The organism is Pseudomonas sp. MWU12-2345 (assembly GCF_023242385.1).
GTDB classification, from domain to species: domain Bacteria; phylum Pseudomonadota; class Gammaproteobacteria; order Pseudomonadales; family Pseudomonadaceae; genus Aquipseudomonas; species Aquipseudomonas gingeri_D.
Window position 1 is genome coordinate 47,001 of the sequence record NZ_JALLJA010000022.1, and the last position, 23,624, is coordinate 70,624.

20 protein-coding genes are annotated in these 23,624 nt (G+C 63.1%); 7 read left to right on the forward strand and 13 right to left on the reverse strand.

Annotation, left to right across the window (positions count from 1 at the left end; translation table 11 throughout):
* The first annotated feature begins 1 nt into the window (after position 1).
* The 3 genes from potA to M5C71_RS29585 are packed head-to-tail and all read left to right on the forward strand — an operon-like array spanning position 2 to position 2,939.
* On the forward strand, positions 2-1,144 hold the full coding sequence (gene potA / locus M5C71_RS29575) for a polyamine ABC transporter ATP-binding protein (RefSeq protein ID WP_103495441.1): 1,143 nt from the start codon (positions 2-4) through the stop codon (positions 1,142-1,144).
* Complete coding sequence (locus M5C71_RS29580) at positions 1,141-2,052, forward strand: ABC transporter permease subunit (RefSeq protein WP_103495440.1); 912 nt, start codon at positions 1,141-1,143, stop codon at positions 2,050-2,052. The genes potA and M5C71_RS29580 overlap by 4 nt, the downstream gene beginning before the upstream one ends.
* Positions 2,049-2,939 (forward strand): ABC transporter permease subunit, encoded by an 891-nt coding sequence (locus M5C71_RS29585; protein WP_248769391.1) that lies wholly within the window; start codon positions 2,049-2,051, stop codon positions 2,937-2,939. The genes M5C71_RS29580 and M5C71_RS29585 overlap by 4 nt, the downstream gene beginning before the upstream one ends.
* A gap of 155 nt (positions 2,940-3,094) precedes the next feature.
* On the opposite strand, the gene M5C71_RS29590 is transcribed toward M5C71_RS29585, so the two are convergent.
* A complete protein-coding gene (locus M5C71_RS29590) occupies positions 3,095-3,736 on the reverse strand; it encodes an HD domain-containing protein (RefSeq protein ID WP_103495438.1) in 642 nt (213 codons plus the stop codon).
* A gap of 204 nt (positions 3,737-3,940) precedes the next feature.
* Here M5C71_RS29590 and M5C71_RS29595 point away from each other — a divergent pair, with 204 nt between their 5' ends.
* The gene (locus M5C71_RS29595; RefSeq protein ID WP_248769392.1) at positions 3,941-4,906 is read left to right on the forward strand and encodes a helix-turn-helix domain-containing protein; all 966 of its coding nucleotides are present in this window, start codon (positions 3,941-3,943) and stop codon (positions 4,904-4,906) included.
* A gap of 161 nt (positions 4,907-5,067) precedes the next feature.
* On the opposite strand, the gene M5C71_RS29600 is transcribed toward M5C71_RS29595, so the two are convergent.
* Positions 5,068-5,409 (reverse strand): carboxymuconolactone decarboxylase family protein, encoded by a 342-nt coding sequence (locus M5C71_RS29600; protein WP_100944057.1) that lies wholly within the window; start codon positions 5,407-5,409, stop codon positions 5,068-5,070.
* A gap of 114 nt (positions 5,410-5,523) precedes the next feature.
* Here M5C71_RS29600 and M5C71_RS29605 point away from each other — a divergent pair, with 114 nt between their 5' ends.
* Positions 5,524-6,432 (forward strand): AraC family transcriptional regulator, encoded by a 909-nt coding sequence (locus M5C71_RS29605; protein ID WP_248769393.1) that lies wholly within the window; start codon positions 5,524-5,526, stop codon positions 6,430-6,432.
* Between the two features lie 4 nt (positions 6,433-6,436).
* Here the strand turns inward: M5C71_RS29605 and M5C71_RS29610 are convergent, their stop codons facing one another.
* Both M5C71_RS29610 and M5C71_RS29615 read right to left on the reverse strand, forming a co-directional pair.
* The gene (locus M5C71_RS29610; RefSeq protein ID WP_248769394.1) at positions 6,437-8,803 is read right to left on the reverse strand and encodes a penicillin acylase family protein; all 2,367 of its coding nucleotides are present in this window, start codon (positions 8,801-8,803) and stop codon (positions 6,437-6,439) included.
* A gap of 106 nt (positions 8,804-8,909) precedes the next feature.
* Positions 8,910-9,485 carry a DUF6436 domain-containing protein gene (locus M5C71_RS29615; protein ID WP_247263352.1) on the reverse strand — a complete coding sequence of 192 codons (576 nt, stop codon included), beginning with the start codon at positions 9,483-9,485 and terminating at the stop codon, positions 8,910-8,912.
* Between the two features lie 110 nt (positions 9,486-9,595).
* Here M5C71_RS29615 and M5C71_RS29620 point away from each other — a divergent pair, with 110 nt between their 5' ends.
* On the forward strand, positions 9,596-10,540 hold the full coding sequence (locus M5C71_RS29620) for an alpha/beta hydrolase (RefSeq protein ID WP_248769395.1): 945 nt from the start codon (positions 9,596-9,598) through the stop codon (positions 10,538-10,540).
* A gap of 14 nt (positions 10,541-10,554) precedes the next feature.
* The gene (locus M5C71_RS29625; RefSeq protein ID WP_103495432.1) at positions 10,555-10,983 is read left to right on the forward strand and encodes a thioesterase family protein; all 429 of its coding nucleotides are present in this window, start codon (positions 10,555-10,557) and stop codon (positions 10,981-10,983) included.
* Here the strand turns inward: M5C71_RS29625 and M5C71_RS29630 are convergent.
* The 9 genes from M5C71_RS29630 to fdhD all read right to left on the reverse strand — a co-directional run bounded on the left by M5C71_RS29630 (position 10,968) and on the right by fdhD (position 23,490).
* The gene (locus M5C71_RS29630) at positions 10,968-11,624 is read right to left on the reverse strand and encodes a response regulator transcription factor (protein WP_103495431.1); all 657 of its coding nucleotides are present in this window, start codon (positions 11,622-11,624) and stop codon (positions 10,968-10,970) included. The genes M5C71_RS29625 and M5C71_RS29630 overlap by 16 nt on opposite strands.
* A gap of 285 nt (positions 11,625-11,909) precedes the next feature.
* Positions 11,910-12,722: a CheR family methyltransferase gene (locus M5C71_RS29635; RefSeq protein WP_103495430.1), complete on the reverse strand. Its 813-nt coding sequence runs from the start codon at positions 12,720-12,722 to the stop codon at positions 11,910-11,912.
* A gap of 834 nt (positions 12,723-13,556) precedes the next feature.
* Positions 13,557-14,459, reverse strand: coding sequence for a hypothetical protein (locus M5C71_RS29640; RefSeq protein WP_103495428.1), 903 nt, complete (start codon positions 14,457-14,459; stop codon positions 13,557-13,559).
* Between the two features lie 185 nt (positions 14,460-14,644).
* Entirely contained in the window at positions 14,645-15,109 is a 465-nt protein-coding gene (locus M5C71_RS29645; protein WP_103495427.1) for a hypothetical protein, read from the reverse strand.
* A gap of 207 nt (positions 15,110-15,316) precedes the next feature.
* The gene (locus M5C71_RS29650) at positions 15,317-16,399 is read right to left on the reverse strand and encodes an NAD(P)/FAD-dependent oxidoreductase (RefSeq protein WP_103495426.1); all 1,083 of its coding nucleotides are present in this window, start codon (positions 16,397-16,399) and stop codon (positions 15,317-15,319) included.
* Positions 16,400-18,424: a LodA/GoxA family CTQ-dependent oxidase gene (locus M5C71_RS29655; protein WP_248769396.1), complete on the reverse strand. Its 2,025-nt coding sequence runs from the start codon at positions 18,422-18,424 to the stop codon at positions 16,400-16,402.
* Positions 18,425-18,646: 222 nt separating this feature from the next.
* Positions 18,647-20,104: an RNA-binding domain-containing protein gene (locus M5C71_RS29660; protein WP_248769415.1), complete on the reverse strand. Its 1,458-nt coding sequence runs from the start codon at positions 20,102-20,104 to the stop codon at positions 18,647-18,649.
* A gap of 201 nt (positions 20,105-20,305) precedes the next feature.
* Complete coding sequence (locus M5C71_RS29665) at positions 20,306-22,654, reverse strand: FdhF/YdeP family oxidoreductase (protein ID WP_248769397.1); 2,349 nt, start codon at positions 22,652-22,654, stop codon at positions 20,306-20,308.
* Positions 22,651-23,490 carry a formate dehydrogenase accessory sulfurtransferase FdhD gene (gene fdhD, locus M5C71_RS29670; RefSeq protein WP_248769398.1) on the reverse strand — a complete coding sequence of 280 codons (840 nt, stop codon included), beginning with the start codon at positions 23,488-23,490 and terminating at the stop codon, positions 22,651-22,653. Before fdhD ends, M5C71_RS29665 begins: the two co-directional genes overlap by 4 nt.
* Between the last annotated feature and the right edge of the window lie 134 nt (positions 23,491-23,624).

Genomic DNA, 23,624 nt, shown 5'->3' on the forward strand with positions numbered 1-23,624 from the left:
AATGGCAGTTGCCTCCGGCGCCTATAAGAAAGCCCTCGAGGGCGACCAGACACCTAAACAGGTGCTGGTCAAAATCGACAGGGTCACCAAGAAGTTCGATGAGACGATTGCCGTGGACGATGTGTCCCTGGAAATCAAGAAGGGCGAGATCTTCGCCCTGCTCGGCGGATCGGGTTCGGGTAAATCCACCTTGCTGCGCATGCTTGCCGGCTTCGAGCGCCCGACCGAAGGTCGGATTTACCTCGACGGTGTCGATATCACCGACCTGCCGCCCTATGAGCGGCCGATCAACATGATGTTCCAGTCCTACGCCTTGTTCCCGCACATGACCGTGGCGCAGAACATTGCTTTCGGCCTGCAACAGGACAAGATCCCCAAGGCCGAGATCGACGCCCGGGTGGCCGAGATGCTCAAGCTGGTGCAGATGAGCCAGTACGCCAAGCGCAAGCCGCACCAGCTCTCCGGCGGTCAGCGCCAGCGCGTGGCCCTGGCCCGTTCCCTGGCCAAGCGGCCGAAGCTGTTGTTGCTCGACGAGCCCATGGGTGCTCTGGACAAGAAGCTGCGTTCGCAAATGCAGCTTGAGCTTGTCGAGATCATCGAGCGCGTCGGCGTGACCTGCGTCATGGTGACCCACGACCAGGAAGAGGCCATGACCATGGCCGAACGGATCGCCATCATGCACCTGGGCTGGATCGCCCAGATCGGCAGCCCGATCGACATCTATGAAACCCCGACCAGCCGCCTGGTCTGCGAGTTCATCGGCAACGTCAATATCTTCGAAGGCGAGGTGGTGGACGACGCCGAAGGTTACGCGCGGATCGCCAGCCCGGAACTGGAGCGCGACATCTACGTGGGCCACGGCGTCACCACCTCGGTCCAGGACAAGCGTGTCACCTACGCGATTCGCCCGGAAAAACTGTTGGTGACCCCGGTGCCGCCGACCTGCGAATACAACTGGTCGCGGGGCAAGGTCCACGACATCGCCTACCTGGGCGGCCACTCGGTGTTCTACGTCGAGCTGCCGTGCGGCAAGCTGGTGCAGTCGTTTGTCGCCAACGCCGAGCGCCAGGGCCAGCGTCCGACCTGGGGCGATGAAGTCTACGTCTGGTGGGAAGACGACAGCGGCGTGGTACTGCGCTCATGAACCTCAAATCCCTGGTGCGGCGAATAACCCCCAGTGGCCGCCATGCGGTCATCGGGATTCCTTTCCTCTGGCTGTTCCTGTTCTTCATGCTGCCGTTCTTCATCGTCCTGAAGATCAGCTTTGCCGAAGCGGACGTGGCGATTCCGCCTTACACCCAGATCTACACCTTCGTCGAACAGAAGCTGCAGATCATCCTCAACCTCGGCAACTACACGATGCTGGGGGACGACGACCTGTACCTGGCGGCCTACCTCGGCTCGTTGAAGATGGCGTTCTTCAGCACGCTGCTGTGCCTGTTGATCGGCTACCCGATGGCCTATGCCATTGCTAGCGCGCGCAAGGAATTGCAGACCGTGCTGGTGCTGTTGATCATGATGCCGACCTGGACCGCGATCCTGATCCGCGTCTACGCCTGGATGGGGATCCTCAGCAACAACGGGTTGTTGAATGGGTTCCTGCTGTGGACCGGACTGATCAGCGAGCCGTTGCAGATCCTCAATACCAACCTCGCGGTGTATATCGGTGTGGTCTATTCGTATCTGCCGTTCATGATCCTGCCGCTCTACGCCAACCTGGTGAAGCACGACCAGAGCCTGCTGGAAGCCGCCTCGGACCTGGGTTCGAGCACCTTCAACAGCTTCTGGAAGATCACCGTGCCGCTGTCGAAGAACGGCATCATTGCCGGCTGCATGCTGGTGTTTATCCCGGTGGTGGGCGAGTTCGTGATCCCCGAGCTGCTCGGCGGCCCGGAAACCCTGATGATCGGTAAAGTGCTGTGGCAAGAGTTCTTCAACAACCGTGACTGGCCGGTGGCGTCCGCGCTGGCGGTGGTGATGCTGGCGATCCTGATTGTGCCGATCATTCTGTTCAACCGTAGTCAGGCCAAAGAAATGGAGGGCAAGGAATGAAGCGCTTCAGTTTTTCCAACCTGATGCTGGTGCTGGGTCTGCTGTTCATCTACCTGCCGATGCTGATCCTGGTGATCTACTCGTTCAACGCCTCCAAGCTGGTGACGGTGTGGGGCGGCTGGTCGGTGAAGTGGTACGTGGGTTTGCTGGACAACACCCAACTGATGGGCTCGGTGGCCCGCTCGCTGGAAATCGCCTGCTACACCGCGGTGGCCGCAGTGGCGCTGGGGACCCTGGCGGCGTTTGTCCTGACCCGCGTCACCCGTTTCAAGGGCCGCACGCTGTTCGGCGGCCTGGTGACAGCGCCGTTGGTGATGCCGGAAGTGATCACCGGCCTGTCACTGTTGCTGCTGTTCGTGGCCATGGCGCAGTTGATCGGCTGGCCCCAGGAGCGTGGCATCGTCACCATCTGGATCGCCCACACGACGTTCTGCGCGGCCTATGTGGCGGTGGTGGTGTCGGCGCGTCTGCGTGAGCTGGACCTGTCCATCGAAGAGGCGGCCATGGACCTGGGCGCCAAACCGTGGAAGGTGTTTTTCCTGATCACCATCCCGATGATCGCGCCGTCGCTGGCGGCGGGGGGCATGATGTCCTTTGCGTTGTCCCTGGATGACCTGGTGCTGGCGAGCTTCGTGTCGGGGCCGGGTTCGACGACGTTGCCGATGGAAGTGTTCTCGGCGGTGCGCCTGGGCGTGAAGCCGGAGATCAACGCGGTGGCGAGCCTGATCCTGTTGGCGGTGTCGTTGGTGACCTTCCTGGTCTGGTACTTCAGCCGCCAGGCCGAAGAGCGCCGCAAGAAAGCCATCCAGTTGGCCATCGATGAAAGCGCGGCGGACTCCTGGAAACAGCCGGACGTGCGTCGGGCGAAGGTGGTGGAGACCGCGTAAGTCTCAAAAAGCTTCGCGGGCAAGCCCTGCTCCTACAGGTACGGCGTCGTTCACAAATTTTGTGTACGACCCAAACCTGTAGGAGCAGGGCTTGCCCGCGAAGAGTCCTCAAGACCGCCGACAACTCCGTGCGCTAGCCACGATGTTCCCGGGGTTTATTCAGCCCAAGGCGAACGCCGAATCACCTCGACAAAATTCATCGGCTTGAACGTCGCATCCTTGTCCTTCAGCACATCGGTCTTCACGTTGCCGAAAGTGGTCAACGGACGATGGCGCAGCCCCTCGGCGAACGCGCAGATGATGCACTCCTTGAACCCTTCCCCCCGTGGATGCGCATGCACCACCGCTTCGCGCTGGGCGCTCGGAAACGCCGCGTAGTCCATCCCCAGCACATCCATTTCCACCCCGGCCGTGACCAATGCCACCGTCGGCCGCAGATGTTGCGGCACCCCCGGTGTGGTATGCAGGGCAATCGACAGCCAGACCTGCTCGATATCGTCATCCGACAGCCCGTAAGGCTTCATGAACACCTTGGCCGCATTGGCGCCGTCGACTTCGAAACGTTCGTCATCGCTGCGGTGACCTTCCACCAGGCCGAGGTCGTGGAACATCGCGCCGACGTACAGCAACTCCGGATCGTAGGCCAGTTGCTTGCGTTCACCGCTCAGGGCACCGAACAGGAAGACCCGGCGCGAGTGGTGGTAGAGCAGATCGCTTTCCACATCGCGAATGTATTCGGTGGTGGCCTTGGCCAGGGTGCTGTCGGGGATCTTGATGCCGGCAATGGTGTTGCTCATGTCGAGACTTCCTCTGGGGGAGCGCCCGGTTGGCGCCGATGGGTTCAGTCTGGCGCCGGGGCGAGATGGCAACAATCGACACAAGGTGGTGAATCCAGCCATTCGGGGCGGGTTCCGTGCCAGCGTGTGCGCGTGATAGAAGCGGCTGTCGCATCGGCCGGAGGCATGCGTTACCGTAACGCTGACTTGCATCGAGACCCGCCCATGACTCGAACCCTTGCCATTGTGGTGTTCCCCGGCGTCCAGTCCCTGGACGTTACCGGGCCCATGGATGTCTTTGCCGAAGCCAACAGCTTTCTGCCCGCCGAGACCCAGTACCGGCTGGAAGTGATCGGTGTCGAGCGCGGTTGGCTGGCCTGTTCCAACGGCCTGGCGATCCAGGCGCATCGGCATTTCAGCGAGGCGCTGGAGCGTTATGACCTGTTGCTGTGCGCTGGCGGGCCGAGCCTGCTGGGGCTGGATTTCGGTGACGATTTTTATGCCTGGTTGCGCGCAGCCAGTGCCCGCGCCGAGCGCTTCGGTTCGATCTGCAACGGCGCCTTCATGCTGGCCCGGGCCGGATTGCTCGACGGGTGCACGGTGACCACCCACTGGAGTGATGCGTCGGCATTGGCGGCGTTGTGCCCGGCCGCGCGGGTCGAGGCCGATCGTTTGTATGTGCAGGACGATCGGCTGTTCACCTCGGCGGGGGTGACGGCGGGGATCGATTTGTCGTTGTACCTGCTGTCACAGGATCACGGTGCGCAGGTGGCGCTGAAGGTCGCCAAGCGGCTGGTGGTGTTCACCCAGCGTTCGGGCGGGCAGTCGCAGTTCAGCCCGTACCTGGCGCCCCACGCCGAGGCCTCGTCGCCGGTGGCCCAGGTGCAGCAATATGTGCTGGCGCACCTGACCGGGGACTTGAGCATTGCCGAGTTGGCGCGGGCGGCGAACATGAGTGTGCGGAATTTTTCCCGGGTTTTTGCCCGCGAGACCCAGGTGACCCCGGCGGAGTTTGTCGAACGGGCCAGGGTGGATGCGGCGCGGGTGATGCTGGAAAGCGCCGGGGCGCCATTGAAGACCGTGGCGTATGAGTGCGGTTTTCGTGATGCGCATCATATGCGCAGTGTGTTCCAGCGACGGTTGGGGGTGACGCCGCAGCAGTTCCGGCGGCATTTTGCGGGGTTGCTTTGAAGCTGGTGTTGTCTGGGAGTACGCATTCGCGGCGGTGCGCCGATCCGGCAAGCCCTGCTCCTACAGTGCGGTGTCGTATACAGATTTTGCGTACGACCTGAACTTGTAGGAGCAGGGCTTGCCCGCGAAGAGGCCAGTCGCCTTTGCGCAAATCGAAAGCCTCAGGACTTCAGGCTGTCGTAAGCCTCCAGCGCATGCAGCGAGTAGATGTACGCTGCACCGGCATTCAGCGAAATCGCCGTGGCCAGGGCGGCGGCCACTTCTTCGCGAGTCGCCCCGGCCTTGATTGCTGCATCGGTATGGGCGCCGATGCAACCGTCACAACGGGTGGAAATCGCCACGGCGATGGAAATCAGCTCGCGGGTCTTGGCATCCAGCACATTGTTTTCCGCCGCGGCCTCGCCCAGCTTCATATAAGCCTGGACCATCTTCGGATTGGATTTGCCCAGGGCACCAAAGGCATTCTTGATGGTTGGCAGCAGTTCGGACCAATTGAGAAACATAGTAGTAACTCCTGAAAGGGTAAGCGTAGAGTGGCTTGGCAACGAGCTCAGTCTCCTTTGTCCGGTGTCATCACTCTTGTTCGATTCACTCAAGGTTTTGTCCGAAACGCGCAAATGAATTCGATCGATAAACTCATCACCCTTGCCGGCGTCCGCGGCTGTCTTGACCTGCGTTGCCAGTTGCAGGGCGACTGGGCCATGGATCACGGGCAGGAAAGCGTCGGGGTCGCGCCTTATCATCTGGTGCTGTCCGGCGATTGCCTGGCCGAGTTGCCGGACGGTCGCTCCTTGCGCCTGCACGCCGGCGATATCCTGGTGCTGCCCGGTGGCGGCGGTCATCTGTTGCGCAGCCCGGGGCAACGGGTGGCGCCGACGGCGGCGCGGATCAGTCATGGCGGTCTGTTGCCGGTGCACCGGTTCGGCGTTGAAACGGCGGACCTGGACCTTCTCTGTGGCCGCTTCCACTACCAGCGCGAGTCGATGCTGTTCGCCGCGTTGCCCGGGTATTTGCTGATTTCTGGCCGCGAGCTGCAAGCCAACGGCCAATTGGCGGCGCTGGTGAGCTTGCTACGGCTGGAGGCTGATGGTGACCAGGCCGGGGCACGGTTTCTGGTGGATGCGCTGTCGTCGGCGTTGTTCACCTTGATCCTGCGGGCCTATCTGCAACAGCAGACGCCCGCCAGCGGGACCCTGGCGTTACTGGCCGACAAACGTTTGAGCCGGGCCTGGCAGGCGATGCTCGAGGAGCCGGCCCATGAGTGGACCATCGAGGCCCTGGCGGCGTTGGCGAATATGTCGCGGGCGACCTTTATGCGCGTGTTCGCCGCAGTGGCCGGAGCGTCGCCCTGGGTGTTGCTGACGCAGGCGCGGATGGAGCTGGCGTACAGCTTGCTGAGCCATTCGCACCTGGGCTTGAGCGATATCGCCGTCCAGGTCGGGTACCAATCCCAGGCGGCGTTCAGCAAGAAATTCAAGGAGATCTATGGCGAGGCGCCAGGGCGCCTCCGCCGGGCTGCACGTTGATCGATCACTTCCCGGGCAGCAGCTTCAGCACACTGCGAGTATTGGCCGACACCTCCACCTCATCCAGGCGCACCTGCTCATAGCCGCCTTCGATATAGGTCTCGGCCTGGTCGTCGTAATACTTGTCGAACAGCACCCCGCTTTGTCCCACCGGGTTGATGGTCAAGCTGTGCTCCGGATCGGCGAAGTCGATAAGACGGCGGGTCGAAGGCCCGTTGCTCACCGCCCAGGGCGCCGGGCCGATCTTCGCCGACAGGTTGTTCGGTACTTCATGGCTGCCCGGCGCATCGAACGGCCCGACATTGAACAACCGGTCCAGCGGCTTCTGCCGGCCCAGCGGATGCTCGTGGGTCAGGGTATGGGCCTTGCCCCAGACCCAACTGGCCGGGTCGTCGCCATAGAGCCCCTTGAGGTGGGCGATGCTCGCTTGCCAAGCGGTCTTGACCGTCTCGGCGCGGCCCTTGCCCCACCACGGCGAGTGCTCGTCGGCGGCCAGGCGCGGCAGGGCGGCGTCGACCACGCGAGTGCTCAGCAGCGCCTTGAAATAGTCGTCGCCCAGCTTGTCGTGCATCGCGGTATAGGTCAGGTCATAGAGGAACTGGTTGAACAGCGTGGCGCTGGTGGAACTCATTGGGTAGTCACCCTTCCACTGTGCCAACTGCTCCACCAGCTTCAGTTCCAACGGGTCTTTCACCACTTCGCGCAACACCGGCAGCAGCGGCTTGAGCAGGCGCGGGCCGTAATCGGTGGTGGTGCCCAGTTGCAGCTTCTGGCTGTTTTCCAAACTCCAGCGCACGCTGCTGTCGCTCAGTTGCCGATTCAACTGCTGGCCGCGATCGGGCAGGTTGTAGTAACCGGGAATCTCCATTCCGGTGGGGGATACCGGCTGGGCGTTGGCCGAGACGATATAGCCGCGCGTCGGGTTCTCTTCCTGGGGGTTGGCGCTGAACGGGTAGAAGCCGTCCTTGTCGGCATCGCCGGTGCTGCCGTCGAGGATAAAGCCCGGGTTGACCCCGGCCTGGCGCTTGGGCAGCAGCGCCGCCGCCCACCAGCCGATATCGCCCTTGGCATTGGCCCAGACCACGTTGAGGCCCGGGGCCTGGATTTTCGACGAGGCCGTGCGAGCCTTCTCCAGGGTGTCGGCGCGGTTGAGTTCGTAGAAAGCGTCGAGGATCGGGTCCGGGGTCTCGAGAAAGGCCCACCACATGGCAATCGGCTTGGTTCCACCGTTGGCACCGAGGGCGTCATTGACGATCGGACCGTGGGGCGAGCGACGCAGGGTAACGGTGACCGGCGCCTCGCCCTTGACGGCGATCTGCTGCTGGGTGCTGGTCATCTCGACCCATTGGCCGTGGTACCAGACCTGGTTAGGGTTGTCCGGGTTGACCTTCTCGGCGACCAGATCGAGGTCGTCGTTCTGGAACATGGTCAGGCTCCAGCCGAACGCCTGGTTATTGCCCAGGAAGGCGAAGGGCACCAGCGCCTGGTGATAGCCGTACAGTTCGAAGTTCGGCGCCGAGAGGTGCGCCTCGTACCAGACCGAGGGCGTCGAAAAGTGGATATGCGGGTCGCCCGCCAGCAGCGGTTTGCCGCTCTTGGTCCGGCTGCCGGACACCACCCAGGCATTACTGCCTTCGAACTGCGGCAGGCCGGCGTGTTCCAGGGCCTGGTCGCTCAGTTGGGCGAGGGCGCCGAGGCTCTTCCAGTCGGCATCCGCCAAGGGCGCCGGGGTGCCGAATGCGCCCTGGGGGCGCCATTGCAGGTCGAAGACCTTCAGGTAATCGGCGCCGAGTTTGTCGCGCACGTAGGTCAGCAGTGGCTCGGTACGAAAGGCGGCGGCGAAGCTGTAGGCCAGGTAGCCGGCGATGCTGATGGTGTCTTCGGCGGTGAACGGCCGCTTGTCGATGCCCAGCAGGTCGAACTCCACGGGTCTGGCGTGGCTCGCCTGATACTGGTTGATGCCGTCCAGGTAGGCTTGCAGGGCCTTCCAGCTGGGGGACTGCTTGTCGAGCTGGGCGACGTACTGGTCGGCCCGTTCGCGGATGCGCAGGCCTCGGAACAGCTTGTCGGTGTCCACCAGTTTGGGCCCGAGCACCTCGGCCAGTTCGCCGCGGGCCAGGCGGCGCATGATTTCCATCTGGAACAGCCGGTCCTGGGCTTGCACGTAACCCAGGGCGCGATAGAGATCGGCGTCGTTTTCGGCACGGATATGCGGCACGCCACGGTCGTCGTAGCGCACCGTGACCGGCCCTTGCAGGTTCTGCAGCGTGACCTGGCCCTGACGCATCGGCTGCTTGCTCTGGACGTACCACAGGCCACCCCCGGCAATGGCGGCGATCAGGACGGCGAGAACGGTCAGGCTGCGTTTCATGCATGAATCCTTGTGGCTACCGGGACTGGGCCGGGAAGGTTTAGCACAGGAGAGTATGGGGATGCATCGGCCGAATGGGCGATTACTGTAAAAAGTCCGGTTCGCCCTACGGGGACGACAGCCACGGGCAATAGCAGCCCACCGCCATGTTGTGGGTGGCATTCACCGCGCGTCCTTCGCTCAGCGCCTGGAGGATCGGCTCGATAAAGCTGTTGCTGGAATTACAAGTGGCGCCCTGGCTGTAGGGGCCAAAGTAAGCCAGCTTGCCGTCGCGGTCCCAGATCGCCACCGCCGGGCTGACCGTCAGGTGCTCGGCCCCCGGCAAGCCGGGCAGCGCCTTGATCGCACTCAAGGTGGCCGGCAACTGACCGTGGGTCCCAGGCTTCCGTACCGAGTAGAACTCAACGCCCAGCGGCGCGAACCGCTCGATCAGCTCCCCCAGGTGCTGCTGGTTGCCGACATTGCACGGGCAGGCCGGGTCCCAGAAGTGCACCAGGCGGATCGGCCCCGGCCCGGCCAGCTCAGCCGGCAGGCTCAGGTTGTCGCCGGCGAACAGTGCCGTCTGCTCGCTGAAGGCGCGGATATAACGACCCTGGAACCAGTCATAGGCGAACCACAGCCCCACCGCGCAGATCAAGGCGAGCAACCCGGCGAGTAATGTCTTGTGACGCATCTGGGGCATGACGATTATGTCCTCGAAGGTCGCGTAGCTTGCCATGCCTGCCCTGACAGATGAATATCGCAGGTCTGTAAAACGCCCTTGGCGTTGCCGTGCCTTTATCTGGAAAGCCTATGTCCGCCACCTTTGCCGCCGATTCCCTGCGTTCCAGCCTGCGACCCTTGGCCGAGGCGCAGCCGTTGTCGGAGGAGGCACGAGCCTATCAGCGTTTCTATGGCCTCGACTTGCCCCAGCGCAAGTCGCCTGTCGTGCGTCGCCTGGGCCGCTTCAGCAGCGGCACTTTCGAGCTGGCGAGCCAGCTCTGGCTGCCGCCCGATCCGCTGGCCACGCTATTCCTGTTCCACGGCTTCTACGATCATATGGGCCTGTTCCGCCATGTCGTGGACTGGGCGCTGGACCAGGGCTTCGCGGTGATTGCCTGCGACCTGCCGGGGCACGGCCTGTCCAGCGGCGAGCGGGCCAGCATCGATGACTTCGGCCAGTACCAGCAGGCGTTGCAAGGCCTGTTCAACGAGGCCCGCACCCTCGGCCTGCCGCAACCCTGGCACCTGTTCGGCCAGAGCACCGGCGGCGCGATTATCATCGACCACCTGCTCAAACACGGCAGCGACAGCCCGGCCCAGGGCCAGACGGTCCTGCTTTCGCCACTGGTGCGGCCACGGGCCTGGGGCTGGTCGAAGTTCAGTTATTACCTGCTCAAGCCTTTCGTCAAAGGCATCGCCCGGCGTTTCAGCGAGAACACCAATGACCCGGCGTTCATGCCGTTCCTCCAGGCCGACCCCTTGCAGCCGCAGCGCCTGCCGACCGCCTGGGTCGGTGCCCTGGCCCGCTGGATCCCCGGTATCGAGTCCGCGGTGAAAAGCCCGCGCCGACCCCTGATCGTACAAGGCGAGGCCGACATGACCGTCGACTGGACGCATAACCTCGACGTGCTGCGCAGTAAGTTCGACCATCCCGAAGTGCTGATGCTGCCCGGCGCCCGGCACCACCTGGCCAATGAAATTCCGGCCTATCGCGAACGCTATTTCCACTTTATCAGCGAGCACCTGCAGCCATGACCCAAGAGTCCGCCATGACCGACCGCCTGCCGCAACGCGCCGACTATCGCCACTTCCAGCCGATCATCACGCGCTGGCACGACAACGATGTCTACGGCCACGTGAACAACGTCACCTACTACAGCTTTTTCGACACGGCGGTGAACACCTACCTGATCGAAGAGGGTGGCCTGGATATCCATGACGGCGAAGTCGTCGGTTTCGTGGTCAGTTCGGCCTGCGATTATTTCGCCTCGATCGCCTTCCCCGAACACATCGAGATCGGCCTGCGGGTCGGCAAGCTGGGCAATAGCTCGGTGCAATACGAACTGGCGGTGTTCAAAGCCGGTGAAGACGATGCCTGCGCGGCCGGACGCTTTGTCCACGTGTTCGTCGATCGCGCCTCGAACCAGCCGGTGACGATCCCTGCCACCTTGCGCGAGGCCCTTCAGTCGTTGAGCTGAATGATCCCTTCGCGCACCGCGAACAGCACCAGTCCGGCAATATCGTGAATCCGCAGCCGGTGCATGATCTGCGAGCGGTGCGCCTCCACGGTCTTGACGCTCAGGCCAAGCCCCACCGCGATGGAGCGGGTGGTCTCGCCCCGGGCGATCAGCCTGAGGATTTCCAGTTGCCGCGCCGTCAGCGCGACCTGGTTGGCCTTGATCGGCTGGTTGTGGGTCTGGCGCACCGCCTGGTCGACCACCAGCGGCACCACCGCCGAGGACAGGTACTGGCCGCCGTGGCGCAAGGCCTTGAGCGCCAGCTCCAGTTCCAGCACCGTGGCGTTTTTCAGCAGGTAGCCGTGGGCGCCGAGTTGCAGGCACTTCATCACGAAGTGGCTGTCGGTGTGCATCGACAGCATCAGCACCTTGCTGCGCGGCGCGTGCAACGACAGCTCCTTGAGCGCCGCCACGCTGTTCATCCGCTCCATGGACATGTCCAACAACACGATATCCGGCTTGAGCCGTGAGGCCAGCTCGATCGCCGCCTGGCCATCGCCTGCTTCGCCGACGATTTCGTACTCTTGTTGTTTTTCCAGCAGTGCCTTCATACCCGCGCGAAACAGCGGGTAGTCGTCGGCAAGCAGTATTCGACAAAGCATAAGCTCAAGCCCAATGACGCAAAGGGAAGGGCGCAGCCGCCTTGGCGGGCTGCGGTGTTTATGTCGGGTTCAAGGGCCGGATGCCTTGTGTCTGGCCACTGAACGAAACAACACGTCCACCGATGGCTTGTGCCGGGTGACCGGAGGGCCGCCGAGTGCCTTTGCAGCGGATGTTGAACGGTGGCAATTTCCAGACCGTCACATGATTGCTGTTGAATCGGGTGTTCCCGCGACCTTCGTGCCGACCACGGCAGTCGTCGTCGGGGCACGGAAACAGCGGTGCCCTCATAGGCGCTCGTAGACCGCGGGATCAAGCAGCCGTAGCGGCACGTCGAAGCCGTGGATGTTTTCCGCATGACCGATGAACAGCAGTCCGCCGGGACGCAATCGGTTGACCAAGCGTTGCACGATGCGCTGCTTTTCGTCGTTGTTGAAGTAGATCAGTACATTGCGTAGAAAGATCACGTCGAATTGCCCCAGGTCATCGGGCAGCGGCCGGACGATGTTGATTGCGCGCAGTCTGACCCGCTCGCGCAGGGCTCCCTGGACCCGGAAGTGCCCGCTCATGTCACCGGTGCCACTGAGGCAATGGCGGTGCAGCCAGTCGTGGGGAAAGTACTTGGCCTGAGCCATGTCGTAGATAGCGGCGGCGGCCTTCTCCAACATGCTCTGGCTCAGATCGCTGGCGAGGATCGACCAGTCGCCGTTGTGCAAATGTTCCTGGGCGACCATGGCCAGGCTGTAGGGTTCTTCGCCGGAGGAACAGGCCGCGCTCCAGAATCTCAGTGGGCCTCGCCGACCGGCCAGCCAGCTGCCGAGATAGTCGAAGTGCGGATGCTCACGGAAGAAATAGGTTTCGTGACTGATCAGCAACTCCACCGCCAGCCGCCGCTCCTCGAGGTGGCGTGGTTGGTCGAGCAGGTACAGGTAGTCGGCGTAGCTGTCGAGTCGGTAATGGTGCAGGCGCGGAATCAGGCGCCCAGCCAGCAGTGGCCCTTTGGCCGGTGCCAGGATGATACCTGAGTCCTCGGCCATGAGCTTTTGCAGCCGGCGGAAGTCGCTGTCGCCCAGGATGGGCAGCTTGAGCTCGCTGGACATTTCAGCAGTCCCGGGTTTCGAACAATGTGATCACCCTGGCCGCTGCTGCATGGCGGGCGGCGGCGGCTGGGGTCGGAACGATTTGACGATCCAGGCGGGTAGTGGCACCGGGCAGGAACCTGAGATCGGCCGCGTCGCTATCGGACAGTGGAGTAAGGGGAGGGACCGGCCCGGCGCTCCGACGTTGGCTGGTGCGCAGGGCGGGGGAGGCCATCGTGACAATGACCGGGCCTGCTCCAGTGAGGAGGGACTGATCGCAGAACAACCTGACAGTGCTTATCCCGATGCCTAGCCAACCTCCAAGATAGATCCGCATCTCCTGCTTCCATTGCATAGCTCAAGATCGGCGGATCATATCGGTAGCATATTGATATCAATATCGGGATAACCCTTAATCCGAAAGGGCGGGAGGTCCAGTTTTCGGGGGGGTAAGCCGCTTTTCAAATTGACTGCCCGGCTAGCTATTTGCGCTGGCGGTCAATAACTATGCTGGTTGCTGGGAGAATGGCGCAACGGCTCTAGTCGGCGGTTTCTAGGAATTAGGCTTAAGGTTCGGTAACGGAAAAGATGTAATGGAGTGTAACCCCTTCAAGCACACCACCGACCCTGTAGGAGCCTGGCTTGCCAGCGATGAGGCCCGTAAGACTTGCAGCGAATTTGCGGACGCCTTCGCTGGCAAGCCAGGCTCCTACAGGATTGCGTGTTGTCAGGCGGCTTAGGTGGCCGCCTTATAACGCGTGTTGTCAGTGCACAAACAACGCAATCAGGATGATGACCGGGATCGGCACGCCTAGAAAAAATAGCAGTAATGAGCGCATTTTTGTTCTCCTTGGGTTAACTCAGCGTCGTTGTGTGGGCTGGGTAGTCGGTGCTTTCGACAAAGTGCACGCCGTCGCGCTGGCGTCCGCCGAAGGTGGCGGCCAGGCTGGCGAAGAAGGCGCCGATCAGCAGGGCGATAAAGAGCCACAGGGTCGACCAGGCGGCCACTTTCGCGGCGCTGTCGGCCGCCTGCTTGGCCTTGTTGGTGGCGGCGTCGACGTCCTGGCGGGCTTCGCCGTAGACCTGGTCGACCCGCTGTTCCGCCTGGGTGCGCGAGAGGTCGGTGCGCTGGGTCACCAGTTGCGCCAGGTAGGCATGGTCTTCGACGCTCAATGGGCCAACACTCAGGTTGCGGGCAAGGATGCGTGTGGCCACGCCATGGGCGGCGTCTTCACTGACGGCCACGGGGCGACCATCACGAAACAGCTTGTCGATGTAGTAGTCGCCGCTGTCCGTCACCGTGTTCAGCAGGACGCTGCTGCCGGCCGTTGCCCCCCCGGCCTTGATCCCGCCGCCCATCAGGCCGCTGACGGAGCCGGCGACCAGGGTGACCGTCACCAGGGTCGCGACGGCCCAGGCGAGCAGGCCATGGGCGGTATCGCGGAAGTAGACTTCGTCGTCATGCAGGTTGACCCATTTCACCCGCAGTCGACCGGCCAGGTAGCCGCCCATGCCGGAGGCGAGGATCTGGGTCACGGCCAGCCAGATAATCGCCGACACGCCGAGGCCCTTGGCGCCGAGGCCTTCGCCGGCCCAGGGGGACATCGTCGAGAAGCCCAGCCCGGCACCGAGCATGAGTAGCAACAGGGACAGTGCCGCGGCCGCAGCGGCGCCTGCGAAGATCGCCGCCCAGGACACCCCTGAGTGAGTCGACGCATCGTGGCGCATGGCAGATGGGTATTGAGTGTGCTCGATCATTGTTGTTCTGCTCCATGAATGAAAGACGTGCAGCCTTCATGCAGGACTGAGCAGAGCGCGTGCCAACCTGTTTTATTGCTGAATTATCAGTGTTATCAACAGGTTGGATTTTCGAGAGGGTCTGAAGCCCATGCAAACTGCATGATTGGACGCAGGGTGACGGGCTTTATGCATTGGCCGGGCGATCAGTCATCCCAATGTCGGCGATGCTTGCGATGGCCGTAGCCATGACCGCGGTGTTCGCCGTGGTAGTCGCGGCGATCGCCACGGTAATGGCGACCTTCGCGTTCGCTGGAGTTGCCCATGTAGTTGCCCAGTGCGCCACCCGCGCCACCGCCGGCCGCCGCGCCGAGCAAGGCGCCATTGGTACCGCCCATGTTGCGACCGACAACGTTGCCACCGGCTGCGCCCAGGGCACCGCCGATGGCGGCTTCGCCACGGCTGTGTTTATTCGCGCCGACTGCGCTGCCACCGGCGCCGCCGAGGGCCGCGCCGATGGTCGAGCCGGTGTTGCCGCCCAGGGACTGACCGACGGCCGAACCGAGTACCCCGCCCAATGCGCCACCGATACCGGCTTCGGCGGTACCACCGGCTGAGGCGAAGCCACTGGCCAGGCTCAGGGACAACAAGAGAATCGACGAGAACTTCATGTGAGAGGAGCCTCCAAGGGATGACGGCGCGATCCTGAGGCTTGTGTAGGAATAGTTACAATGGAAATCCGACGAATAACATGGGTTGTATACAAAATCATAACTTACTGTTTTTACTGGGGAACTTAGTCGATTTTAGTCAGTCTCACGTCGCTTGAACTCGCCTGTTTTGCGCGTCCTGCGCCGCTGAAAAGAGCTTTTCCGGACCTAGCGCCGGTTCCAGAAAATTGATTCGCTCCAGCGTTTTTCCATCCCATAGAACTGCTGCCGGTTGCCCAGGTAAGCGGCGTAGATCCGTGTCAGCAGATCGGCATAACCGGGCAATGCCTCGGGGTCGCCTTGCAGCGCGGCATGCACGGCCTGGGCGCAGTGTTGGCCGCAGTAAAGGGCGGTGGCGATACCTTGCGAGGACAACGGATCGAAGGACAAGGCCGCATCCCCGACCGCCGCCCAGCGTTCACCGTGGAACAGCGAAAGCCGCCCGCTGCTGGCGTCCATGCCGTGGACCGAGGTTCCGGGTCGGTAGCCGTGGGTTTGGCACAGTCCCCATAGCAGGCGAGTCTGTGCCAACTGCTGCCACAGACCTTCGCTGCTCAGCAGTTGCTGGCGATCCAGCAGGTCGAGATCGCTGAGGTAGGTTACCAGCCGTTCCCCCGACGGCAGCAGCACGCTGTACCACCAACCGTGCTCGACCGCCTCGACCAGGGTCCGACCGTCCTGGTCGCTGCCTTGTGAACTGTGCAGCAACAGATAGAACGCCACCAGTCGATCATCCGTCAGGCGTTGCGCGCCCTGCTGGCGTGCGAATACGGCCGGGCGGCCGCCGGCGTCGATCAGCCAGCGGCTGTGGGCCAGGTGTTCGTGGCCGTCGCGGCTCAGTTGCAGCTGGAAACCGTCTTCGGCGGCGCTCTGGCTCAGTCGTGTGGAGGCGTGCACCGATACCCCGGCTTGTCGCGCCGCCGCACGCAGTTGCTGGTCGAAAGCCGCACGGTCCAGTTGATAGCCCTGGCCGTGGGTGTGAAAGATGAAGTCATCCGCGTGTGGCTCATCCGAGCCCCACACGGAGACATTGCCGTAGCTGGTGCGATGCCTGGCGTCGAGGAAGCCCTCGAGCACTCCCAGATCACTGAGCAGCGAGCGCGCCGAAGGCGGAAAACCTTCGCCCACCCGAAAGCGCCCGGCGGGCGCCGAGTCGGCCAGCAGCACCCGCCAGCCCAGGCGAGCGAGGGTAATCGCGGTCGCCGAGCCGGCCGGGCCGCCACCGATAATGGCGACGTCGTAGTGCTCCATCTAGACCGGACGGCTTCCGGGTTTGACGGCGCGAGGGGCCTGCAACGCTTCTTCCGGGCTGCTGAAGTTGGCGCCTTTGGGCGGACGCGGGCCCGCGCTCGGCGGACGGCCCGCCGCGGCGAAATCGGCGGCCAATTGCGGGCTGGCAAAGGTCTGCGCCTGGGTGATGGCCGGCCCATAGCTGGCGACCATCATCGTGTCGGGATACACCGGGTTACCGGGGATGCCCTGGCGCACTTCCAGCAAACCCATGGAGCCGAAGATATCGACCATGGTCTGCATCTGGACGGCGGTCGGGGTCTTTTTCGGATAGTTGATGTCCAGCGGTGCGTTCCAGTTGCTGCGATCGGCAAAGGCGTCGCGACGTTGCTCCGGTGCCACCGAGGGATCGATGACCAGGGCGTAATCGGCATCGCTGAGGACCTGGTTGGGTACGCGGGCCGGCCAGAAGGTCGAGGTGAACGGGTTGTAGGCCTGGTCGTAGCCGCCACGGCAATACGCGGTGTCGGCCTGCCAGGGCAGCCCCATCCAGCGGTTGAGGTCGCCGGGGGCTTGTCCGTACAGCGGACCGCCGACGGCCAGCGCCTGGGTCTGGTCCAGGGTCGCCCCGTAGTCGGGCTGCGGGCTGCCCGCCGCGCGTTGGCGGATGCGCCAGGGCTTGGCGTACAGCGGCAGGTGGCGCATCGGCCAGGTCAGTTCGCAGCCGGGGTGGAAGGCATCGGCCAGGCAGAAGTCGAGGGCTGCGCGGTCGAGCATCGCCGGCTGTTCGGCCAGGGGCACCGAGTCGAGGTGACCCGGGGGCGGCTCGCGGGTCCAGTCGGCTTCGAAGGTCCCGGCGGCCCAGCTGGAGAGGACCAGGTACTGGGTCTGGGTAATCGCCGAATTCTGCCGTGGGCTCTGGTTGGGCACCGAGCTCATGAAGTCGCCATAGATCCATGGCCAGGGCAGCACGTTGCCATCGGTCGGTTCGGGCTGGCGGAAACTGTTGAAGATCTGCCGGCGGGTTTCGGCGAACAGGTCATAGTTACCCGGTGCCGGTTTGCTCGCCAGCTGGGCGATAAAGGCCGGGTCTTCGAAGTTGTAGCGGCCGTGGTGGCCGAACTGGGTGGCAAAGCCCTGGTTGACCCATTGCAGGCCCGACAGGCGTTGCAGGATCGGATAGACGTCATGGCGAAACGACACCGAGGTGTTCGGCGTCAGCCAGCCGGCCTGGATAAACAGGTCGTAGGTCAGGTCATACAGGGTGCGCACGGCCTTGACCTGCGGCGCGTAGTTCGGTGGCGCGGTGACGACCCAGGCCGACTCCACCGGGATCGAGCGCCCGCCGATGCTGACCTGGGCGCTGACCGGGCCATCGGAGGTGTCGTCGAACCAGCCGTCGGCGTTGATGAAGCTGTTGCCGTCGGCGGGATTGAAGATCGGCGTGCCGGCGGGCGAGGCCGAGACACCGCGCCCGCCGAGGAACAGCAGCCGACCCTGGGCATCGGTGCGCAGTTCGCCGAGGTTGACCGGGGTGTCTTCGTACTGCCCGTTGAATTCGACGCCGCTCTGGTTCGGCCCGCTGATGCTTTGCAGGCCGCCGTCGATGGTCAGGGCCGCGCGGGCCTTGGGGTCGGTGATCTTCGCGTTGCGCAGGGGCAGCACCACGGTGGCGGCTTCGGGGATGTCCATCGCCAGTTGCCACTGGTACCACTGCGCCTTGCTGTTGGCGACATGGGCCGACCAGACGATATCGGCGTTTTCCACGGTCAGCTCGGCGACCACTTCTCCGGCCAGGTTGTAGCCATACAGCCGGAACTCGGCGGCCTGGCGCTTCAGCGCCCCCTGGGCATCGCGGTAGAAGCCCAGGGGCTCGGGTCGCGGTGAGGTCACCAGGGGGCCGACAAAGTATTCCGCCTCGCTGTTGCCGACCCGCGCCACGCCGATGGCGGGGTGGATCGCGGCGCTGACGATGCGATTGTCTTTGCTGGGGGAGGAAGGGGTGTCGCCGTGGTAGTGCGTGGTATGACCGGGCGTGATAGACATAAATGCGCTCCGCAATCCGTGCTGGGAGGACGGGCCCGACGGGCGGGCAGGGTCCCTGGGCGGGTGCCGGACATCACATTCGCAGCACCGTCCGCAGACTCTAGTAAAGGGCCCGCGGTTTGTCGAATGGCCTTTTGCTATTGCCCAGGCGGCTATCCGACGCCCTGGTTATAGAGCGCCTCGCGGGGTGTCGATCAGCTCGCCTTGGCCATGATCGGCCTATTACTGTCGAGGCGAGGGGATAGGAGATATTCCTTGTTCCGCAAGCCACAGGCGGCCGGCCTCGGTTGTTCGATAGGCCTGTTGCGGGTGATTGACCACTTCGGGATGTAGGTATTCCAGAAAGCCTTCTTTGTCGCGCAGTGGGTTGATATGCCCAGTCTTCAGCGGCCCCATCTGCCTGTGTAATTGCCTGGCCAGCTGTTCGGCGCTGTGTGGCCGGATTGAGCAAAGCCAGAGGATTAAAGGCCACAGCTTTTCCTTGCGCGCTTTGGATGAGAGCGTCTTGATCGCGACCAGCAGTGTAGGGGGGAACTCGCTTGTATTCGGGGTGAGGTCACTCGTATTTGGGATCAGGTCACTCGTATTTGGGGCCAGGTCACTCGTATTTGGGACCTTAGTGGCGTCGGTTGTGACTATCGAGGTGGTTTGTCGTGCGTCGAAAGATGGAGGTGCGGGCAATTCGGCGAGTTGGTAATAGGTTGAGGGACCACCACCGCCTTTTACCAGCAGGCCGCGATCATGATGCAGCCTGCGCAACACTTGGCTGGCCGCCAGCGTGTCGAGTCCACTGATATCACGCAGGGCCGCATTATCAACCGCGTCAAGAATCGTGGCCTCCAGTCGTGCTATCAGTCGAATCAATGGTTCGCGGAAATCCAGGGTGGTCGCAAAACGTTGTGTCGGATCTTGCACCCATTGCACACCCTGGATTCGCACATAATCCACGCGCACGGCTGGCAATAGACGACGAAGAGCCAGAGACTTGCCTAGTAATAGAAGTCCTGCAACGTTAGGGCGTAGGCGCCCGTTGGTTTCCTTGACGAGATTGAGTGCGCGCAGCATTTCCTCGTCGTTAGCCAGCAACTCCTCTGCCTGCGGACGCACCCTTGCGCGTAGCTGGCGATACAGAGAAATGGTGCCAGAATCCAGGTCCTCCCACTCGGCATCCGGGAGAACGACCTGCTCGAAACTCAGTCCTGACTTAGCCAGTAACAGAGGCTCAAGCTCTTGCTGGGAACATTCGTAATCACCATTGAGACCGCGCCGCCAGACGCCAGTCTTACGTTTGTTTTTGCTGTCGAATTTGCCCTTGAACACACAAGGCTTTGCCGCTGCGTCCAGCTCGGGCACATAAACGGCGATGATCCGTTTGCCTTCCAGCACTACGGCTTCGCATTGCACCGGAATGGGAGCTTCGAATTGTTCACGGCAATTGACCTGAGTGTCATTCAGCAGCTTGTCGATGTCTGTTACGCCATCGAGCCAGAACTTATCGTGCAACTCGTCCGGCTCGCACACGCCCAGCAGTAGATACCCGCCACCCAACCCTGGTTCATTGGCGAAGGCACAGAGGGTCTGCATGATTGAGCTACCAACTTGTCCGGCACGTTTCGCCTCGATGCGCGGGTGCTCATCGAGTAGACGAAGTTCATCAAAAAGAGACTCGACCGATTGCATCAGCACAGATCACCTCCACCCCGTGTACCCGCGCAGGTTGGCGGCGCTGAGGCATGGGCTTTGGGGCTGATCATTCACCAACAGGTTCAAAAGGTGGATGCAGAAAGAGCTCTTTTACTTGCCTGAATTTTCCTGGAAGTCCGCAGCCCGTTGCTTCTGCCATTTGGCAGGGCGCCGTTGCAGCGCCCCGCCATTCGCGGATCAGCTTGCTTTTGCCATGATCAGACCGGTTTCGCTGGCCTGCTCCAGGACAATGGCGACGAACTTGGAGGTCGGGGTGTGGCTGCCGTCGCCGATGCTTTCCAGCGGCACCAGCGGGTTCACTTCCGGGTAGTAGGCGGCGGCCTGTCCGGCGGGGATGTCGAATGCCAGCAGGGTGAAGCCCTTGACCCGACGTTCGCGGCCGTCTTCCCAGAGCGAGACGATATCGGCCTTCTGGCCCGGCTTGAAGCCCAGGCGGATGATGTCCGCCTCATTGACGAACAGCACGTCGCGCTGACCCTTGACCCCCCGGTAGCGGTCATCGAGGCCGTAGATGGTGGTGTTGTACTGATCGTGGGAACGCATCGATTGCATGATCAGATGTGGCACCTTGCCGGTGGCATGGATGCGCTCGTGGATCAGGTCGGCCGGCAGGATATTCGAGCGGAAGTTCGCCCGGCCCGACGGGGTGTGCCAGCGGCGTGTGCCGGCGGCGTTGCCCAGATGGAAACCACCCGGGTGCGCGAGGCGCTGGTTGAAGTCCTTGAAGCCGGGAATGGTGTCGGCGATCAGGTCGCGGATGCGCCCGTAGTCGGCCACCAGCCAGTGCCAGTCCACCGGCTGGGTACCCAGGGTCGCGGCGGCAATGCCGGCAATGATCGCCGGCTCCGAACGCATCTGCTTCGACAGTGGCTGCAACTGGCCATTGGAGGCGTGGACCATGCTGAACGAGTCTTCGACGGTGACGGCCTGCGGACCCTCGCTCTGGATGTCGATGTCGGTACGGCCCAGGCACGGCAGGATCAGTGCTTCCTTGCCGTGGGTCAGGTGGCTGCGGTTGAGCTTGGTGCTGATCTGCACGGTCAGCTCGCAATTGCGCAGGGCTTCGAAGGTCCTTGGGCTGTCCGGGGTCGCCTGGGCAAAGTTGCCGCCCAGGCCGATAAACACCTTGGCCCGGCCGTCGAGCATGGCGTGGATGGCTTCGACCACGTTATGGCCGTTGCTGCGCGGCACCTTGAACTGGAAGCGTCGCTCCAGGGAGTCGAGGAACGCCACCGGTGGACGCTCGTTGATGCCCATGGTGCGGTCGCCCTGCACGTTGCTGTGGCCACGCACCGGGCACAGGCCCGCGCCCGGGCGGCCGATATTGCCGCGCAGCAGCATCAGGTTGGCGATTTCCTGGATGGTCGGCACCGAGTGCCGGTGCTGGGTGATGCCCATGGCCCAGCACATGATGACGTTCTTGCCTTTGACGTACATCCGCGCCGCTTGCTCGATCTCCACCAGGGGCAGGCCCGATTGCGAAACGATCTGCTCCCACGGGGTGTCATCGATGGCGGCCAGATAGTCGAGGACATTGGCGGTGTGTTCGTTGAGGAAGTCGTGGTCGAACACCGACGGCTCATTCGCCGCCTGGGCCTCGCGCTCCCATTGCAGCAGGAACTTGGCCATGCCGCGCAGCACGGCCATGTCGCCGCCCAGGGCCGGGCGGAAATAGGCGGTGTTGGTCGGCTTGTCGCCATTGGTGAGCATTTCCAGCGGGTGCTGCGGATGCTGGAAACGTTCCAGGCCGCGCTCCTTGAGCGGGTTGATGCAGACCACCTGGCCACCGCGCTTCACCGCTTCACGCAGCGGTTCGAGCATCCGTGGATGGTTGGTGCCGGGGTTCTGGCCCCAGACGAAAATCGCGTCGGCGTGTTCGAAGTCGTCGAAGGTCACGGTGCCCTTGCCGACCCCGACACTCTGGGCCAGGGCCACGCCGCTGGCCTCGTGGCACATGTTCGAGCAGTCGGGGAAGTTATTGGTGCCGAAGGCCCGCACGAACAGTTGATACAGGTACGCCGCTTCGTTGCTGGCGCGGCCCGAGGTGTAGAACTCGGCCTGGTCGGGGCTGGTCAGGTTGAGCAGGTGCTTGGCCACCTTGGCGTAGGCGGCTTCCCAACTGATGGGCTTGTAGCGGTCGGTGAGCGGGTCGTAGCTCATCGGTTCGGTCAGGCGGCCCTGGTATTCCAGCCAATAGTCGCTCTGCTCGAGCAGCGCAGTGACGCTGTGCTTGGCAAAGAATGCGGCGTCCACCTGCCGTTTGGTGGCTTCCCAGTTGACCGCCTTGGCGCCGTTCTCGCAGAACTTGACCATGCCGCTTTCCGGCGAGTCGCCCCAGGCGCAACCCGGGCAGTCGAAGCCACCGTTCTGGTTGGTCTTGAGCATCATGCGCAGGTTCTTCAGCGCGTTATCGCTGGTCAGCCAGGCCTGGGCCACGCTGATCAGCGCGCCCCAACCACCGGCCGCGCCCTTGTAGGGCTTGTAGCGCGGGGTGGGGGTCTGATCGGCTTGTTGATGATTGCTCACGCGGGTTTCTCCATCGCAGGGCTGTAGACCCGCGGCGCATTCTTTTGCGGCAGGTGGATGAGATTGAGGTTGTGCCGGCGCGCCCACTGCAGGGCCAGGCCGGTAGGCGACGACAGGCTGACCAGGGTCTGGATGCCGGCGCGCAGGACTTTCTGGATCAGTTCGAGGCTGCAACGGCTGGTGACAATGGCCAGGCCGCCAGCGGTCGGGATGTTCTGCCGGATCAGCGCGCCGATCAGCTTGTCCAAGGCGTTGTGCCGGCCGATGTCTTCACGGCCCAGCAGCAATTCGCCCTGGTCGTTCATGAACAGGGCAGCATGCACGGCCCCGGAATATTGCCCCAGGGGCTGGAAGGCGCCGATGCGTTGGCGCAGGCCGTCGAGCCAGGCGGCTGGCGGCAAGGGCGCGCCGGGCAGCACCTGGAGTTCGGGCAGTGCCTGTTCCAGCGCTTCCACGCCGCACAGGCCGCAGCCGCTGGTGCCGGCCAGCTGGCGGCGTTGCTGCTTGAGGTTCCAGAACGCGCGACTGGCGATTTCCACCTGGGCGTACTGGGCCGAGCCGCTGCCGCTGAGTTTCAGGTCGTAGATTTCAGAGGCGTCGGCAATGATGCCGCTGCCGATGCTGAAGCCGACGATAAAGTCTTCGAGGTCCGTGGGGGTGACCAGCATGACCGCCTGGCTGATGCCGTTGTAGGCAATCGCCAGGGCCACTTCTTCGGCAAGCGCCGTCTCAGCGGTTTCGCTGCGATCGAGGTCGCTGTACTGGTAGCTCTGGCTGGCGGCGGGCACGGCTGTCGAGGCGGCAGGGAGCGCGCAGGTGGGATCCTTGGCGTTCATGGGGGCATTACCGGCGGAATATCCAGTGTCAAGATTAGGCGCGACAAAGGGTCGCGTCTAATCGCTAGTACTGATCTGCCGATAGAGCCCGTCGATCAAGCCTTGTTCGATGATCGTTGGTGGAGGGCGAAACA

Coding starts and splice junctions, on each gene's coding strand:
- M5C71_RS29610 (WP_248769394.1), bottom strand. CDS start 8,803: ATGAAACGCAGCCTGACCGTTCTCGCCGTCCTGATCGCCGCCATTGCC.
- M5C71_RS29605 (WP_248769393.1), top strand. CDS start 5,524: ATGAATTCGATCGATAAACTCATCACCCTTGCCGGCGTCCGCGGCTGT.
- M5C71_RS29660 (WP_248769415.1), bottom strand. CDS start 20,104: ATGCAATCGGTCGAGTCTCTTTTTGATGAACTTCGTCTACTCGATGAG.
- M5C71_RS29625 (WP_103495432.1), top strand. CDS start 10,555: ATGACCGACCGCCTGCCGCAACGCGCCGACTATCGCCACTTCCAGCCG.
- M5C71_RS29655 (WP_248769396.1), bottom strand. CDS start 18,424: ATGTCTATCACGCCCGGTCATACCACGCACTACCACGGCGACACCCCT.
- M5C71_RS29615 (WP_247263352.1), bottom strand. CDS start 9,485: ATGCCCCAGATGCGTCACAAGACATTACTCGCCGGGTTGCTCGCCTTG.
- M5C71_RS29600 (WP_100944057.1), bottom strand. CDS start 5,409: ATGTTTCTCAATTGGTCCGAACTGCTGCCAACCATCAAGAATGCCTTT.
- M5C71_RS29590 (WP_103495438.1), bottom strand. CDS start 3,736: ATGAGCAACACCATTGCCGGCATCAAGATCCCCGACAGCACCCTGGCC.
- M5C71_RS29620 (WP_248769395.1), top strand. CDS start 9,596: ATGTCCGCCACCTTTGCCGCCGATTCCCTGCGTTCCAGCCTGCGACCC.
- M5C71_RS29650 (WP_103495426.1), bottom strand. CDS start 16,399: ATGGAGCACTACGACGTCGCCATTATCGGTGGCGGCCCGGCCGGCTCG.
- M5C71_RS29585 (WP_248769391.1), top strand. CDS start 2,049: ATGAAGCGCTTCAGTTTTTCCAACCTGATGCTGGTGCTGGGTCTGCTG.
- potA (WP_103495441.1), top strand. CDS start 2: ATGGCAGTTGCCTCCGGCGCCTATAAGAAAGCCCTCGAGGGCGACCAG.
- fdhD (WP_248769398.1), bottom strand. CDS start 23,490: ATGAACGCCAAGGATCCCACCTGCGCGCTCCCTGCCGCCTCGACAGCC.
- M5C71_RS29645 (WP_103495427.1), bottom strand. CDS start 15,109: ATGAAGTTCTCGTCGATTCTCTTGTTGTCCCTGAGCCTGGCCAGTGGC.
- M5C71_RS29630 (WP_103495431.1), bottom strand. CDS start 11,624: ATGCTTTGTCGAATACTGCTTGCCGACGACTACCCGCTGTTTCGCGCG.
- M5C71_RS29635 (WP_103495430.1), bottom strand. CDS start 12,722: ATGTCCAGCGAGCTCAAGCTGCCCATCCTGGGCGACAGCGACTTCCGC.
- M5C71_RS29640 (WP_103495428.1), bottom strand. CDS start 14,459: ATGATCGAGCACACTCAATACCCATCTGCCATGCGCCACGATGCGTCG.
- M5C71_RS29595 (WP_248769392.1), top strand. CDS start 3,941: ATGACTCGAACCCTTGCCATTGTGGTGTTCCCCGGCGTCCAGTCCCTG.
- M5C71_RS29580 (WP_103495440.1), top strand. CDS start 1,141: ATGAACCTCAAATCCCTGGTGCGGCGAATAACCCCCAGTGGCCGCCAT.